Genomic DNA, 16,657 nt, shown 5'->3' on the forward strand with positions numbered 1-16,657 from the left:
TCCGAGTGTCCGTCGACCGAACCTGAGGCATACGGCTGATCGAAGTCGGTCGGGCGTCTCCGCTGAGTGTCGGAAACGTGATGACTTGAATCACTCAAAGCCGCTGCGACTCCCATTCCGTCGACTGCCAGACCGACCGCGAGGTACCGCTCAGCCCTTTCAGGAGAATCCTCAGGGCAGGGCACATCCAGAAGTGTGATCACCCCCGAAAGGAATTGCCAGCAAAGCCACTGTCAGCGTACACCAGTCAGGCTTTGGAGAGTTCGAAAATAAGGTACCGCTCGCATCAGGTTGGAGCTTGAAGCGGCAGGCGAGGTTGTCGCATTACAAAGTCAGAGTAGTGCAGTTATCTACTCTGACTTCCAGTAGAATTGGTCGAGCGTCAAATGGACCTAACGACCGCAAAAATCCTACTCCGCAGGCGGGCTTGAAGACGCCGCCAGGGAAATTCCAGTAATTAACCTTCGAACTACGAGATTGATTCCTTGGATCTCACTCCCTTCTTGCACACGGATGAATTCTATTCCATCCAGAATGGCGGCGATCTCAAATTCTCGTTGTCGATCTCGATTCTGATTTGGGGAGTTCAAATGGTGCTTCTCGTCGTATTCAATCGCGAGCCGTAGAGAGGGAATGTAGAAATCGATTCGATATTGACCTACGGGATATTGCCTCTGAATCTGGCACAGTCCGTCGAACACTCCGAAGAGCAATTCCTCGAAATGGCGTTCCTTGACGGGATGGACGAGAAAATGCGATTTCGTTACACCAAGAAAATTTGCTGTTTCGATAAGCCAGGTGTGCTCTGACCATCGTCTGCTGCGTATCGCGATTTGGTGCGAAACATCGAGCCCAAAGTGAACTACCCTCCTGCGAATCCGACGGCTGCCCTCCGTTTTCTCGATATCGAATTGGCGCTTAAGTTCAGGCGTTACGGCGATAGCCGACGTGTGCTCATTGATCGTTTTGATTGACGATTCAAACAATACAGCCAGTTCGAATTGTGATATCCAGATGTCATTTTCGAAGATGACGAGGTTGACCGACTTTCCATTCGGGCAGGTGCCAACGATGTGTTTAATGGCCATGGATTTGTTCGAGAAATCGTGCTAGCGCACGTGACGATTTCGACCACTGTTTTGCAGCATCGTTGGTAACGTCAAAGAACTCGATTGCACGAGTTTCCTCGGCCGCATCGAGACGGCGACTGAGGAAACACCGAACTGCGGATCGCACGTAATGCATATTGCATTGCCGCTGATGACGGTCTTTTGCGTTCAGTCCGAACCAATGCGCCAAGAGTTGCGGAACTACTGCAACAAAACTTTGACGTTCGAACCGACGGCCATTTTGGGCCAGAGTTTGCCGGCGGGTTCGATCTTGGTCTGCAGGACTGTCTCGGTCGTCCCGGCCACCGGAACGGTTTGCGGTGGAATGCCTGTGATGACCCCGCTACGTCGATCATTTGTCGGGAAGATCAACGTCACCTTGCTGCCCTGGCGAGCCTGGGCGGTGGCGTGTGACGGGATCTGAGCCACGACGTGGGGCTGTTGATCGTCGAGGATTTCGACCAGCGTGCTGCTCGCGTTGACGCGATCACCTTCCTGCAATTTGATCTCACCGATCGTGCCGTAGCTGGGGCTGGTGATGGTGAGTTCTTTGACTTGCGCTTCGAGCGCCGTCAGTTCTTCTTTTGCACTATTGAAGCGGGTTTCGGCCACATCGACGCCTGACGATGCGCGAATCTTGCCGTTCAAATCCTGATCGAGCTCTTCCAGCTTCTTCAGTCGTTGTTCGCACAGTGCGACCTGAGTGCCGATCGCTTCGACAGCGGCGGCCGCGGCGTCTTCTCGTAGCATCGCCTGCAGCCGACGATCATCAGGCTGAGTCAGGCTGGCCGAGATTGGGCGGAAAGGATGATCGGTTTCGGCCAGCAGGGGACCAATGCCGGAATCGCCGGCGCTCAGGCGTTCTTTCCACGCGATCTGTTCGACTTGCTTGTTCAGCTTCTCTTGCGAGAGGGCAGCGACTTTCAATTGGGTTTCGAAAATCTCGCTTTGCAGTTCGCGGCGACGCCAGCTCAGCTCGACTTCGGCGATCGCTTTCGAGCGTGCGACTTCTGCTTCGAGTTCCGCCAGATCGCGTCGCTTGCGATTTAACCGGTCTTCGAGTTGGGTGTCGATCAACTGGATCAGCGGGTCACCGACCGCGACCGATTGTCCGGTCTTGACCGACACCTCCTGGATGCGTGCCGCGCGGCTGGCGGTCACAACGGTCCGGCGGGCTTCGATCGAACCGGGGAATGTCTTCTGTCCGGTGTATTCCAGCAGAAGGCCCAAACCGGTTCCGGCCGAGGCGGCCAGACAAACGAACAATCCGACCCGGCGCCACGGCGTCGGCTGCATGGTGGCTGGTACGGGGGTAGTATCGTCGGACATCATGCGCATCGTTCCGAGAGGCGTGATTGCGTGCTAGTTCCTCTGATTGGAATCGGCATGAATCGCGGGCTTTGATTGCGCAGACTGACGGCGGGCGGTTGAGAACTTTCACGTCACCCGTAGAAGTGCGCCAAGCGGAAAAGTCTTGTCCGGCAAGGCGCAATAGCCGCTCAAGTTTGACTGGCCGGATATGCCAGTTAGACGGGGCCGTCGCCAAGACTTAAGAAATCGTACCTATGGCCTCTCCGCCGGACCCTCAGATCTCGGCGTATGAGACTTCTGCGGACTTCTCGACGGGATTTGATGCGGCACTGGTCGTTTGAGGTTCCCAGGAACCGGATTCGACATCGGCTGATTGCAGTTCGCCGTCGGTCGCGACCTCTCCGTCGGAGGGCGGTGGCGTGACCACGGGTTCGAATCGGAAGCATGAACCGTTCTGATAGTAGTACACCCAGTTACGGCCACCGTTTTTCGCGGCGTACAGTGATTTGTCCGTACGCTGCAGCAATTCGGCATCGGTTTCGTGATCTTCGACTTCTTTAACTCCGATCGAAGCCGTGACTTGCAGTTCCAAGTCCCCGACGCGATGACGCCCGCTGGCGATCACCTGGCGAATTCGATCGGCTGCTCGGCAGGCGTCTTCCAGTGGTGTTTTCGGCAGGATTGCAATGAATTCTTCGCCACCGAAGCGTGCGATGAAATCCGTTTCGCGGAAGGTGCTGGTCAGGCAGCGCGAAAAGCTTTTCAACAACTGATCGCCGACCATATGTCCGTATTGGTCGTTGATGCGTTTGAAATGGTCGATGTCCAGAATCAGCAAACAGAACGTCGTCCCGTTGCGACGGCGATCGGCGAAGACTCGAATGATTTCATAGTCGAAAGCGCGACGATTCGGGATGGCGGTCAGCGCGTCCATGCGAGATTCCTGCATGCACGATGTCATCATTTCGCGCTGACGTTGAATCTCTTTCTTGGCGTCTTCCAGGTCGGTTTGCAGTCGCTGATTGGCGTTGACCAGCATCTTGCCCGCAACCAGAACCAGGGCAGAACCGATTTCACCGGGGGTTTCCAATTTGTCGGTGATTTCATTGACGCGAAGACAGTGCTGACCCACCTGCAGGTCGACATGCGACGTCAGTTCGTACAAAGAATTGGCCAGGTGTTCGATCCGTCGTTCACTTTGGTTTTGTTCGTTCTGTTCGTGTTCCGACAGGGTTTCGCCCGCAGCCCCAAGTTTCACAGGACGCGTGAAGGCGCATCGAAACGCGATCGTTAGTGCGCTTCCGATGACGGCGCTCATCAGGCAGCAGGCGATCGTCGCAGGAAGGGAAATCAAGATCTTCTCCGCACTCAAATTCGTGGCATTGCTGGTAAACGAAATCGGGATGCCTGGGGAGGCAGTCGTTTCGCATCAATCGACGAGCGTGATCGGAGGGCGGCGTACCAATTCCAACTGCGATGAACGCGACCTTGGAATTAGATGAAACGACAGCCCATGCATCACTCTAGCTCATGGATTTTGTCCAGCGAGCGAATTCTGTTCACCTACTGGTGATTTGATGTGCTTTGAGCGAGAGAATCGCCAAGAGACGACAAGTTCTGCACCATTTCCTGATTGGCTTCGAACAAGCGTTGATTGAGTGCCAGCGCCGCATCCTGGCTTTCTTTAAGACGCAATGCGGCATTCACCCGGCTGCGCAATTGGACGATGCTGAGTGGCTTGACGAGGTAGTCGTCGGCACCCGCAGACATCATTCGGGCCATTTCATTGGGGCTTGAGCGGCCCGAAAAGACCAGCACCTTCAGGTTCCCCAGTCCCGGACGATTCCGAATGACACGCAACAGTTCCATTCCCGACAGGACAGGCATTTCGATATCGGTCAGGACCAGGTCGTACACGTGCTCACTGAGAAGGTTGAGTGCGGTGTCTCCATTTGCGGCTTCGTCACAATCGATTCCTTCGGAAAGGAGCGACAACTTCACACATTTTCGTACGGTGGGTTCGTCGTCAACGATCAGAACGCGTCGTTTCCGACGTGGATCGGTCGGAGAGGACTCCGCAGGCAACGCTTCCAGCATCGTTTTGTTGACGGGAACCAGCCGCGAATCGACGCGTCGTGATTCGATAAATGGCATCAACGCGGTCATGACCGCCGCCGGACTTTGATATCGATCACCGGGTTGCACGGCCATCATTTTCATGACGACGGCCGACAGTTCGCCGGGCAGGTCTGGGCAGACTTCAAGTATCGACGGAGGTTCTTGATTGGAGCGGCGCAAGAAGTCTTCGACGATCCGGCCATTGGATACAAACGGCGTTTGACCGGTCAGGCACCAGTACAGTGTGGCGCCCAGGCTGTAGATGTCCGCCCGGATATCCACTGAACTGGCGTCACGTGCTTGTTCCGGCGCCAGGTAGTCGACGGTTCCCAGCCAGGAGCCGGGACGCGTCAACCGGCTTTCGTAGCGGCGCGACAGGCCGAAGTCCAACAGTTTGGCGGTTCCGTCCGGAGTCATGATGATGTTGGATGGCTTGATATCGCGGTGGATCAGCCCATGTTTGCTAGTTTCTTGCAGGGCACTGGCGGCCTGGAAAATCAGGTTGCAGGCGACCTGCTTCGACAGCGGCCCCCCGGTTGTGACGGCCTCTTCCAGATTCATTCCGGGCACATATTCCATGACGAAATACAGCAACCGGTCTCCGTCAGGCGAGGCGCTGATCACTTCTCCCGCATCGATTGCGGCCACGATATTGCGGTGCTGCAATTGCGCGACCGACCAGGCTTCGTTTTCGAACCGCCGCAGCAATTGCGGTTCGACGTCACGAGACACGATCTGAACCTTGATGGCCGCCAACCGCGGCAGTCGCACATGTTCCGCCTTGTACACATGGCCCATCGAGCCGCGGCCAAGGCGGCCCAGCACGCGATAATGGCCCAGGATCAAGCCGAATCCCTGTCCCGACTGAATTCGTTCCACCTGATAGCGTGTCAAAAGATTCAGTGAGACCAACTCTTCCAGCAGAAAATCGTCGTCGAGTTCATTGGTCAAACGGTTTTTGGCGGCGAGATCGAGGTCCACCCAGTCGTGTCGGCGAATGATGGACGTGACGAGCAGTTCTTTTAAGAGTCCCTCGGCACCCTCCCAGAGCGACTCCAGCGATTCGCCAGACGTATGACTGTCGGCGGGGCAGTATGTGGGGGACAACGTATCGCGCATCTTGACTCGGGGACCAGTCATAGTTTCTCCGGGGAGTTGGCCGCTTGTGATGTTCGGTCAGACTGGGGAGCGTGACCCGAACCTCACGTTTGATGAATCACCGAACAAGCTGAATAATTGGCATTTCCCGCAGAATTCGATCAGGCCAGTCGTGGTCCGACGGCACCGCTATCGTCTTGGTAATCGAAGGTGGATTCGTTCACTGACCTCGAAAATCTTCACGATCGGTGAAATCCGAAAAAGGGACGCTCGCGTAACCGTCAATATCGTTGGTTCCGACGATGCTGTCCGGAAGGTTCAGAATATCCATGCAAAATGCGTCACTGCTGACTGGGCACGGCAATCGAATTGCCATGCCTGAATGGGAATAATGCGACATACTGTGCGCTCGGGCAGGTTGAATGAAACGGTGTGTCGACTTCACCGCAATTTGGTCTCACATGGTATTGCTCGATCCAAGCGAACACGGGGGGTGAGGTGTCTGCACCGTGCGTGGAAAGTTCGTGGGCGGCAAGTTCGTGGGTGCAGTAAGGGCCGTTATTGGAAGCGGCTGATCAGCGGAGTGATCGAATTTTCGAGAAAGGGTCGCGTCGGTTCGACTTGCGGCTAAACTGAGACTCATGTTGAACCGCACTCGCCACTTCCTGCTCGTTGCCGTCGTCGCGATCGTCCTGACATACCTTTTCTGGTGGCCCTTGTTCGCCGGCGCGGGTTTGATCGGTGGAGACCTCTATCCCTATTTCTTTCCGCAGAAAGCGTTCTACGCCGACTGCCTGAAGGCGGGCGTGTTTCCGCTGTGGAATCATCTGACAGGGTTTGGTTACCCGGTTCTGGGCGAGAGCCAGACCGGTGCCGCGTTCCCGCTGCACTTGCTGTTCTACTCCTGCTTCGATCTGAATACCGCGTACAACATCGAGCATCTGCTGCATTACCTAATCTGCTTCGTAGGGACGTGGCTTCTGGCGAAACGTCTGCAGCTGACGAATGTCGGGGCTTATCTGGCTGCGATCGTATTCACTTTTGGCTGGTTTCCCGCGCGGGGTTGTTTGGAATGGGCGATTCTGACAGGGGCGTGGATGCCAGTCGCGCTATGGTGCGTTGAGGCGTTTCTGCAAACTCGACTGTGGCGGTTTGCGATCGGCTTGAGCGTCGCGTTGGGACTGCAATTGCTGGCAGGGCATTTCCACCTGGCCTTCATCACGCTACTGTTCATCGCGACGTACATTCCGTATCGAGTCTGGATAAGGTCCGACGCGGTGGCCGATCTGCCAGCGACGGATGACTCTGCGCGTCGCCGGACGTTTCTCGTGGCGGCATTGATGTTGGCGGTCGTCGCGGGCGGCGGTTTGGCCGCAGTGCAATTGTTGCCCTCCTGGGAACTGAAGCAGCGGAGTTCGCGTGTCGCAACGAGTACCGACTATGACCCGGCATACGGACACATGCCGCCCGTATATGCCTCACAACTGATCGCTCCCTGGCAGTGGTACAACCTGTTGGAAGTCGATGAAGAGAATGTCGTTCGTGATCTGGCCGAGTTTGTGGCGCCCTGGCACTGGTTCGGACCGCGACAAAGTCCCATGAATCCGCAAAGCCTTTGCACGCTTGATGAAGCCGTACAGGGAAGTCGATTTGCCGCCCTGACTGCCGGAACCAATAAGGTCGAAGCCCATTGTTATTGCGGGCTGATTCCCGTGGTCATGGCGCTGATTGCGATCGTCGAGTGGCTCAAGACAAAACGGCCGGGCACCCGTGTGAATGGAGCGGAATCGCTGCTCCAGCGGACCGCGGGATATTGGATCGTTGCCGGACTGTTTGGACTGGTCTATGCCACGGGGGTGTTGTTTCCGATCGGTCGCCTTCTGCCAGGTTTCAGCTTTTTTCGAGGTCCCGGGCGGTATGGTATCATGACGACCTTGGCGATCGCCCTGCTCGCCGGGCAGTTGCTCGGACAATGGTCTCGGCGATTCTCGAACGGTTGGATGCGGATCGCCGTGGTGAGTTTCCTTTTCGCTTCGACGTGCGGTGATTTGTGGCTGGTCAGTCGAATGGTGAAGTACACGGTGATGGTGTCGCCTCCGCGGATTTCCTTCCGTGAATCGAGCGAAGTTCGGCAACGATTGCTCGCGGAACCATCAATGCCGCGGATGCTTGCACCCGGCCCCAACGTCGGGAATCTCTTGGGGGTGTCATGCGTTCCCTGGTATCTGGGGATTGCTCCTGCGGAGTACGTTGACCCCCAGAACGCGATCCCTCCCGTTCCGAAGCCTTTGGGCAAGAACCGACCCACACCGGGTTCGCCAGAGTTGAATGAGTGGCTCAGACGCTCGGGCGTCACGCATGTGCTGAACTTCGAACCACTCGAAGAATCGTCGTGGAATGTTGAGTTGATGTGGCGCGGTGTCGATCCGTTCTTGAACCGCGTCTGGGCGCGCGACGAACCGATCTTCCTGTACCGATTCCGTCCCGATCCGAATGGGGGGCCCAATGGCTCGCTTCCAACCCGCGCGTCGACGATCACGGGAACTCCGCGTGTCGATGCACCGGACTGGCAGCAGGCACGCATCAATGAACGTCGACTGACGTTGGGTGCGGAGCTCAATGAGTCGACGCGAATGGTGCTGACAGAACTGGCGTATCCAGGATGGACGGCGCGCCAAGGAACCGCCGAGTTAGCGGTCATGAACCAGGGACTGTTCCGATCCGTGGAACTGCTGCCTGGCGGTTCGTCGGAAATTCAGTGGTCGTACCGACCATGGAGCGTCTATCTCGGCGCGGTGATCAGTCTGGCAACGTTGCTGATCCTGGCAGCGATTGCTCACGTAAGGTTCTGGCATCCGGGTTTGGTCAATCGATGGCTGAAGAGTGCGTGAAGGTGCATCGTTGCCGGACGCTTCTGTCGTCCCGATTTGGCTGCATTCGCGAACCCAATCGCCCCGTGATTCAGTAGTCGACTCGCATCAAGTACAGCCCCTGTGGGGGCGCGGTTTCACCGGCATGCGTTCGATCACCCGTCTCGAGAATTCGTCGCATGTCCTCGGGCGTCCATCGTCCGCGTCCCACATGAATCAACGTGCCGACGATGGCGCGAACCATGTTGTAAAGAAAACCGTCGGCCTGAACGTCGAAGCAAACGAAAGACGGTTCGACATCTGCAGGCGTCGCACTGGCAACTGGACCGCTGGCCTGGCGTGGCTCTCCGGGAACAGTTGGAGCAAGATCCTCCCAGACGTCCCAGCCAGCGGCGCGACTGACGCTGGCGTGCATGATTGTCCGCACACTTGAGGATCGATTCGGCCAGTTCGACTCAAAGCAACGAAAGTCGTGAGTTCCAACGAGATACTGGACGGCGGCATGCATCGCATCATGGTCCAAACGTGAACGCTGCCACAACACGGCATTTCTGAGGAACGGTCGTCGAATCACACTGTTGTGGATGACGTATCGATACCATTTCCGCTGGGCATCATATCGGGCATTGAAACCTTCGGGCGCGGGCTGTACGTCCCGCACAACAATCTCATCGGGAAGATATTGGGCGAGGCCATGCAGAAAGGCGTGACTTGGCGCAGTCGATGTGGTCGAGAAGCTGACGACCTGCCCGAGCGCATGGACACCGGCGTCAGTGCGGCCCGATGCCACCGCTTTGATCGGTTCGCGGGTGAACTGCGTGAGTGCCTCTTCAACGACGGATTGCAGCGAAACCCCGTTGGGCTGAATCTGCCAGCCGCAATAGTTCGTGCCGTCGTAGGCGACGGTCATTCGCCAGGTGTGGCGGGGGAGTTCGATCGAGGCGCGTGTGTCGGACTGTTGAGTCTCGCTGGGGGGCGCAGGGACCCCATGAATGTCCGCCGACATCCGTTCTGCGGGGCCGTCAGGATCTACCGCAGACACTGGACGATCTCCGCAATTCGACGTGCCGCTTCGTCCACTTCCGCCTCGGCTGTCAGGCAACTGAGCGTGATGCGCAGGGCCGACTTGAAGACTTCGGGTGGCAAGCCCATCGCGACGAGAATCGGCGTCGGTTCGATCGAGCCGCTGGCGCACGCGCTTCCCAGCGAGCAGCAAACGCCGTCCAGATCGAGTGCTACCAGCAATGCTTCACCGTCGACACCGGGGAACGAGATATTCAAGGTATTGGGAAGTCGCGGGGCGTCTTTTCCATTCACGACGGTCGGTGCCGCCCGTTGTTCGAGCTGCGTTTGCAGGCGATCGCGCAGGCTCGTCACCCGTGCCGTTCGTTCGGCCTGCGATTGATGCCAAAGCTCCAGTGCTTTGGCCATTCCCGCGACAAGCGCGACCGATTCTGTCCCGGCCCGGCGCCCTGTTTCTTGCAAGCCGCCCACTGGAAAGTCCGCGGACAGTTTCACACCGTCGCGAATCAGCAGCCCGCCGATTCCACGCGGACCATGAAACTTGTGCGCTCCGAAACTGAGCGTGTGAGCCCCCAGTTCGCGAAAGTGGATCGGTAGTTTTCCGACAGCCTGAACGCCGTCGAGATGGACGGCAAAGTGACTGAGGTTGGCTTCGCGGACCAGCGGTTCAATCGCTTGAATCACGCCCGTTTCGTTGTGAGCCAGGATGACCGCCGCCAGCCGGACGTTGTTCGAACTTAGACCGTTCCAATCGGAACTGGACGTGTCGAACAGGCCGGAATAATCGACGGGCAATGAGATCCGCTTCCAACCCTGGCGTTCGCGTACGCGGCAGGCCTCCAGGTTCGATGGGTGTTCGCCCGGCGACGTCGCGATCGTCCCGGCAGGGCCGGATGTGAGTCCATAGACCGCAAGATTGTTGGCTTCGGTTCCCCCGCTGGTGAAGACCAGTTCTTGAGGAGCCGCCCCCAACAGACTCGCGATTTGTTCGCGGCTGTCCTCGAGCACTCGACGCGCTTTGCGACCCAGGCCGTGCCGACTGCTGGGATTGCCGTACGTCTCACGCAGATGAGACGCGACGGTTTCAACGACTTCCGGCAGGGGCTGTGTCGTGGCGTTGTTATCGAGATAAATTTCAGACACGACAGCACTCAATCAATGTCAGGAAGCCCGGAATCATCAATGCGAAACAGGTCGCAGATTGCCATCGGAATCGAAACTCATTTCTGCAGGAGCAGAGATCTGTTCCAGGTCATCGCGACCAACCAGTTGTGGCAAGTACGCTTCACTGATGACAACTTCGCCCAGATGCAAAGTGTCAGAAATCTGAACGACTCGCGCATTCTGCGGCTCGACCAGTCCGCACGTTTGCAGGGCATTCGTGACGACTTCGCGGTCTGTGTCGTAGGCGATGGGGATCATGGCGGCCGTCGGGTGCAGGCCGGTGATACAGTTGATGTTGGTGATCTTGCGATCGATCGCGTCGGCGGTTCGCTGGTTGGTGAATTCGCTCAGGCCGATACCGGTCGCGTTGCCGTGGGTTTCCTCCGTCATCCCACGAACAAAGATTCGCTTGCAACGCACCGCGTCGCGATCGGTTCCCGCGTGATCGTTAAATTTGCGGCCGACGACGTTCGTATCGAGTCCCGTCCCGCTAATGTTCTTTCCGATCTGGTCGATAATCAAGAGATCGACGTAGGGGAAAGGCAATCGAGGCAGCCACTGGCTGGCCAGCTTGAGCAACTCTTTTTCACGTTCGAGGAAACGCGTCGGCGCCACGGCTTCGATCAGAGCCGTTTCATCGTAGGCGTTTTCGACGATGGCCAGACCGCCCGCGACGCGGCACTTCGCGATGACCGATGCGGCAACCGCGGTGATAATGTCCATAAAGCTGTAGTCGGCAATCGCGCGGTGATAGATCTTGGCCCCTTCATGCTTGCCAAGTCCGATCAGCATCATCTTGTGAAGGCCGGATTCGACTTCGCCGACGAATCCCGTGTGCGGCTTCACGCGACCGACAACGAAGACGTGATCGGCAAGCGAGGCATGCTTGTCGAAGTGAACGGGGATTCCCTGCGGCGTCTTGTCGACGATGACTGTTTCCATCGAGGCGCGCAGTTCACAACCCATCTTTTCGGGTGTGATTCCGTAATGTTCGAGGAGTTGCGTTTGCCCGGCCGCCGTCCCGCCGCCATGACTTCCCATCGCCGGAACGATAAAGGGGATCGCCCCCAGCGATTTGAAGTGGTCGACGACCGTGCGCGTAATCACCCCGATATGTGCAATGCCTCGGCTGCCGGCCGTAATGGCGACCGATTGTCCAGGTCGAATTCGTTCAGACAGGTTCAGTGCAACGAGTTGGTTTCGGACTTCGGCGGGAATGTCGGAGACACGTCGCGCGTCAAACTTTTGGCGAAGACGGAACATCCGCGGAAACTGCGACATAGTTGCCCTATCGATGACTTCGGAATCGGAGTGTGAACGGTTCAAAACGCATACGGGGCGATCGTGGTGGATCGCCCCGCGACAGCATCAGGATGACCCCGTTGCTGGAAATCTAACCCACTTCATTCATCAGAATTGTTGCAGCGGATGGCCGACAAAGCTAGTGGCATCGCCACTCGGTCGTCACAGGCTCGAGCACATCGCCCGCGTGCTTGCGGGCATACTTGCGGCGAGCTCATCAGCGCGTGAATTTCGATTTGAAGCTCGTCTAGTTGATTTTCGTATCGGGCAGTGCGAGTGCCAGTTCGGCCATTCCTCTGGCGCTGATCGATGTTCCATGGACTCGCAGGATCTTCAAGTTTTTCATCTTCTTGATGAACGGCACCGCATCGTCGCCAATTCTCGAGCATTCGCCGATATGGAGTTCTTCGAGGTCTTTGCTTCCAAGCAGGGCCTTGAATCCCAGTGTCCCAAACAGGCTGGGGGTCTTACTGCAATTCAGGTACTTCAGATTCTTCATTCCCCTGACCATCGTCATCAGGCCTTCGTCGTCAAGCTGAGGGATTTCTCCCAACACCAGCTTTTCAACGGATTTAAAATTGCCAATAGCTTTCGCTCCCATTCCGTCGAGAGGGCATTTGAACAGCGACAATTCTTTCAGGTTCTTACCGCCACCCCGTTTTTGAGCGTGCGCCAATCCCCAGCCATGAATACCTGTCTCATTGAATTCGAGCACTTCAATCCCGGGCAACTTTCCGAGCGCGTCCAAGCCCTGGTCGGTAATCGGATTGTTCGAGAGCCTGAGCGAGACCAGGGTTTTCGCATTGCAGACCAGATCCAGCGAAACATCGTCGAGATTCGTTCTCCGGATTTCCAGGTACTCCAGTGCCGGAAAAGCTCCAATCGCCTGGAATCCGGCCCGGGTCAGGTGACATCGTGAGAGTTCGAGCGATTTCAGGTTCGACAAACGTGAGAGTGCCGCCACGCCGACATCGTCGACGACGGTGTCACTGAGAATCAGGACTTCGAGCGCGGGGAGTTCGGCGATTTTCTCACACGCTTCGTTCGTGACGCGCGTGGAACTCAGCCGCAGTTGACGCAGCTTCGAGAGCTTCGAAATTGAAGCAAACGCGGCACTGGTGACAGTGCTGAAATCCGCATTAATTTCCGTGATTTCATTAAGGCCTTCCGAGAGGCTGGTCAGTTGCGTGATCGCCGAGTCGTTGATTTCAGAGGGCTTCAGGGTCTTGAATTTCGCGACGATCTCCTGAGCACTCGGTGGAGGCGGTTGCACGACCTGCTGTACGACGGGAGGTGCAGGAGTGGGATTCGCTTCGGGTTCTGCCGGTTTACTGCCCCCGGTTAGTTCACCCCATGTGGGAATCTTGCCACAGCCGCTCAGTCCGAAGACAACGGCGCATGTCAGCCCGATGATCGCGATACGCATCTTGCCTGCCCTTTCTAAGCTCTTATCCGGAAATGACGAGAAATGAATGAGACCTGAAATGATGGAGAGCGACGAATGGATGGCCCGTGCATGAGTCAAACGATTTCTGACGGGAAAGTAAACCTTTGTCTGGTGCGTAATTCGAAATCTTAACCGCATCTGACGAGAATATTCGTCTCAAGAATTCGAATTCCCGGTCGCGCTCAAGTCTGTCTGAACCCCGACATCAATCGAAGTGGGAACCGAAGAATCATTCAGAATGTCCGTGGGCGAATGCGTGAGTTGGGATATTATCAATACTGGCGGTCTGCGTTCGGCGAGACCAAGGTGTCGAACAAAGGCGCCGTGGTCGAGGGTGCTTGCCCGACTGGTAGTCGTTCGAGTATGTTGCCGGACGAAATTTCATGCTTGAAATGATCACCAAACTGGATCGGTTTGTGATCGCACCCCGCTGCTCGTTCGGACGCTGCCACAATGCGTGTGTGGTCGACATTCGGCGATGCGTGAGCCACAATGAGCTGCCGCCGATGCCGTAAGAACTGACCCCGCCCGAAGCGACCCGCCATATCGACTACGAATCTGAATCACAGGATTATCACCATGCCGCTGCGATCTTGGTTTGTCTGCCTGTTCGGTTTACTGGTTGCACTGGCTGTTGACGCGAATTCGGGACGACTCGACGCGGCCGATCCTCTCGATTGGCCCTATTGGCGTGGCCCCGAGATGAACGGAATCTCGCGCGAGAAAGACCTGCCAAGTTCATGGTCGCCCGAAGGTGAAAACCTGATCTGGAGCAAGCCGGGACTCGGAACGCGATCGACGCCGATCGTGATGAACGGCAATCTCTACACCATGGTCCGCCACAATCCCGCCACGACCAAAGAAGCCGAGAAGGTCGTCTGCGTCGATGCCGCGACCGGTGAAACGAAATGGGAAAGCATCTTTAATGCGTTCCTGACGGACGTTCCGGACACCCGCGTGGGTTGGTCGAGCGTGGTTGGCGATCCGGTAACGGGCAACGTCTTCGCGCTGGGCGTCTGCGGCTACTTTCAGTGTCTGGATGGTGCGACCGGTAAGACGATCTGGTCGCATTCGATGAGCGAAGAGTATGGCCTGCTGAGCACGTATGGTGGACGAACCAACTTTCCGATTGTGTTCGACAATCTGGTCATCATCAGCGGCGTTGTGATCGGTTGGGGCGAAATGGCTCGACCCGCGCATCGAATCATTGCGTTCGATAAGCGAAACGGACAGGCCGTCTGGTTCCAAAGCACGAAACCGTTTCCCGAAGATACGACCTACAGTTCTCCGGCGATCACCGTCATTAACGGCGAAGCCCAGTATGTCATCGGGTGCGGCGACGGCAGCGTCTACGGAATTCAGCCCCGCACCGGCAAGATCATCTGGAACTACGACGTCTCGATTCGTGGAATCAACACGCCGCCCACGGTTGTTGGCAGCACCGTGCTGTGTGGTCACAGCGAAGAAAATCTCGACGACACCGCGATGGGGGCGCTGTTTGCAATCGACGCCTCCAAATCTGGAAACTTGACCAAGATCGGTGAACTCTGGCGCACTAAAGAAGAGTACATCGGCAAGACCGCTCCGCTGGTGATCGACGATCGAGTTTACTCGGTCGATGACGGTGGAATTTTCTTCGTCAATGATCTGAAGACGGGCAAGCAAATCGGTAAGAAGAAGATCGGCACAATGGGGCGCGGAAGTCCCGTCTATGGCGATGGCAAGCTGTATGTCGTCGACGGGAACGGCCGGTGGTTCATCTTCACGCCGGATGCGAAAGGTCTGAAGCAGATTCACACTCTGCGACTCGAGCAGGGCGACGTCAATGCCTCGCCGATCATTTCGCATGGCCGAATCTATCTCGCCTGTGAAACGATGATGTACTGCATCGGCAAGCCCGATGTGAAACCGTCGGCCGATCCCATTCCGCCAATGCCGAAGGAATCGCCTGTTGATGAGGACAAAAAGCCTGCGACCGCCTTGGTTGTTCCGGTTGAATCGCTGCTGAAACCCGAAAACAAACAGCAATTCTCGGTTCAGCTTTACAACGCCAAAGGCCAGTTCTTGAAGGTCGCGGATGCCCGTGAAGCGAAGTACACCCTGCAGGGGCCTGGCACCATTGATGCCGCTGGCAAATACACCGGCCCCGGTGGAAAGGTGAACAACGCGGTTCTGGTCAACGCCGAAGTGGGCGAACTGAAAAGCCAGGCCCGCATCCGTGTCGTTCCCGAGATCACTGCCGAAACGCCGTGGTCGCTGACGTTTGATGACGGTGTGGTTCCCGTGACCGCGGTGGGGATTCGGTATCGTCACATCGCCATTGATCATGACTACTATCAGGATCTGCGATCCAAAGATCCGTTGGCCGCGAAGATGTACATCTACCTGACGACTCAATTCACGAACGTTCCCGCACCAAAGGCGACTCTGGATGATTCGACGCCAGCCCAGGCCTTTACCGGGTTCAAGCGGTATCTGGGATTGATCGAAGCCATTTCCAATCAGGATCAGGCCAAAGAGAAACTCGATCCGTCCCTGAAGCTTCTGCAAAGCGATGGGGTGATTGCAAACTGGGAATGGACCGGAAATGACAAGATTCCCGTCCAGTTGGTGATCGGCAAAGGAACGCGCAAGGTCGCTGGCAATGGGGTGCTGTGCAAGATCACGACGATCCCCAAGGGGACGCGAAGCCAGGGCTGGCTGGGACATCCCGGTTCCAAAAACTATACGATCCAGGCCGACGTTTTTGCGAATCCCACCGACGCAGGTATCGACGCCGACAAGAATGCGAAAACTCCGGATATCGGTCTGACCAATCAGCGGTATCGATTCGAGATGATGGGGGCCGCTCAGAAGCTCAAGTTGTATTCCTGGATTCCGCATGATCGCAAATTCCACGAAGTCGATTTCCCGTGGCAGACCGGTGTCTGGTACACCATGAAATTCATCGTCACGAACGAAACGCGTGATGGCGCACTTGTCTCGGTTTGCCAGGGCAAGGTCTGGAAGCGGGGTGAAGCCGAGCCTGAATCCTGGTCCATTGAGTGGGCTGACAGCCCCGCCAATGAAAACGGCAGCCCGGGATTGACGGGCAATGCGAAAGATGCCGAAATCTTCATCGATAACGTGAAGGTCACCCCACGCTAAACGGGACGCGAAACCGGTATGTGATGCCCAGGACAGAAATCGCTCATCGATCAACAAAAAACTGACAT

The 16,657-nt window shown here is 56.7% G+C and carries 10 protein-coding genes; 2 read left to right on the plus strand and 8 right to left on the minus strand.

Annotated elements, in window-relative coordinates; all coding sequences use genetic code 11:
- Window positions 1-410: 410 nt before the first annotated feature.
- The 4 genes from OSO_RS52760 to OSO_RS48935 form a co-directional block, all read right to left on the minus strand.
- Window positions 411-1,088: a DUF559 domain-containing protein gene (locus OSO_RS52760; protein ID WP_010587163.1), complete on the minus strand. Its 678-nt coding sequence runs from the start codon at window positions 1,086-1,088 to the stop codon at window positions 411-413.
- Window positions 1,089-1,310: 222 nt separating this feature from the next.
- Window positions 1,311-2,441 carry an HlyD family secretion protein gene (locus OSO_RS0133085; RefSeq protein ID WP_157605810.1) on the minus strand — a complete coding sequence of 377 codons (1,131 nt, stop codon included), beginning with the start codon at window positions 2,439-2,441 and terminating at the stop codon, window positions 1,311-1,313.
- A gap of 253 nt (window positions 2,442-2,694) precedes the next feature.
- On the minus strand, window positions 2,695-3,774 hold the full coding sequence (locus OSO_RS48930) for a GGDEF domain-containing protein (protein WP_157605812.1): 1,080 nt from the start codon (window positions 3,772-3,774) through the stop codon (window positions 2,695-2,697).
- A 209-nt stretch (window positions 3,775-3,983) separates the two neighbouring features.
- Window positions 3,984-5,678 carry a protein kinase domain-containing protein gene (locus OSO_RS48935; RefSeq protein WP_010587167.1) on the minus strand — a complete coding sequence of 565 codons (1,695 nt, stop codon included), beginning with the start codon at window positions 5,676-5,678 and terminating at the stop codon, window positions 3,984-3,986.
- 599 nt (window positions 5,679-6,277) lie between these two features.
- Between OSO_RS48935 and OSO_RS0133110 the strand changes: the two genes are divergently transcribed.
- Window positions 6,278-8,527, plus strand: coding sequence for a putative glycosyltransferase family protein (locus tag OSO_RS0133110; protein WP_010587169.1), 2,250 nt, complete (start codon window positions 6,278-6,280; stop codon window positions 8,525-8,527).
- A gap of 70 nt (window positions 8,528-8,597) precedes the next feature.
- Here the strand turns inward: OSO_RS0133110 and truA are convergent, their stop codons facing one another.
- The 4 genes from truA to OSO_RS0133130 all read right to left on the minus strand — a co-directional run bounded on the left by truA (window position 8,598) and on the right by OSO_RS0133130 (window position 13,421).
- Window positions 8,598-9,548: a tRNA pseudouridine(38-40) synthase TruA gene (truA, locus tag OSO_RS0133115; protein ID WP_010587170.1), complete on the minus strand. Its 951-nt coding sequence runs from the start codon at window positions 9,546-9,548 to the stop codon at window positions 8,598-8,600.
- Window positions 9,536-10,672: a cysteine desulfurase family protein gene (locus tag OSO_RS0133120; RefSeq protein ID WP_010587171.1), complete on the minus strand. Its 1,137-nt coding sequence runs from the start codon at window positions 10,670-10,672 to the stop codon at window positions 9,536-9,538. Before OSO_RS0133120 ends, truA begins: the two co-directional genes overlap by 13 nt.
- 36 nt (window positions 10,673-10,708) lie before the next feature.
- Window positions 10,709-11,974, minus strand: a complete 1,266-nt coding sequence (locus OSO_RS0133125; protein ID WP_010587172.1) for a nickel pincer cofactor-dependent isomerase, group 22 — start codon at window positions 11,972-11,974, stop codon at window positions 10,709-10,711.
- Window positions 11,975-12,242: 268 nt separating this feature from the next.
- Window positions 12,243-13,421, minus strand: coding sequence for a ribonuclease inhibitor (locus tag OSO_RS0133130; RefSeq protein WP_010587173.1), 1,179 nt, complete (start codon window positions 13,419-13,421; stop codon window positions 12,243-12,245).
- A gap of 600 nt (window positions 13,422-14,021) precedes the next feature.
- On the opposite strand from OSO_RS0133130, the gene OSO_RS0133140 reads away from it, so the two are divergent.
- Window positions 14,022-16,589: a PQQ-like beta-propeller repeat protein gene (locus OSO_RS0133140; RefSeq protein WP_010587175.1), complete on the plus strand. Its 2,568-nt coding sequence runs from the start codon at window positions 14,022-14,024 to the stop codon at window positions 16,587-16,589.
- The last annotated feature ends 68 nt before the right edge of the window (window positions 16,590-16,657 follow it).

The organism is Schlesneria paludicola DSM 18645, from assembly GCF_000255655.1.
GTDB lineage: Bacteria > Planctomycetota > Planctomycetia > Planctomycetales > Planctomycetaceae > Schlesneria > Schlesneria paludicola.

Coding starts and splice junctions, on each gene's coding strand:
- OSO_RS52760 (WP_010587163.1), bottom strand. CDS start 1,088: ATGGCCATTAAACACATCGTTGGCACCTGCCCGAATGGAAAGTCGGTC.
- OSO_RS0133085 (WP_157605810.1), bottom strand. CDS start 2,441: ATGATGTCCGACGATACTACCCCCGTACCAGCCACCATGCAGCCGACG.
- OSO_RS48935 (WP_010587167.1), bottom strand. CDS start 5,678: ATGACTGGTCCCCGAGTCAAGATGCGCGATACGTTGTCCCCCACATAC.
- OSO_RS0133110 (WP_010587169.1), top strand. CDS start 6,278: ATGTTGAACCGCACTCGCCACTTCCTGCTCGTTGCCGTCGTCGCGATC.
- OSO_RS0133125 (WP_010587172.1), bottom strand. CDS start 11,974: ATGTCGCAGTTTCCGCGGATGTTCCGTCTTCGCCAAAAGTTTGACGCG.
- OSO_RS0133130 (WP_010587173.1), bottom strand. CDS start 13,421: ATGCGTATCGCGATCATCGGGCTGACATGCGCCGTTGTCTTCGGACTG.
- OSO_RS0133140 (WP_010587175.1), top strand. CDS start 14,022: ATGCCGCTGCGATCTTGGTTTGTCTGCCTGTTCGGTTTACTGGTTGCA.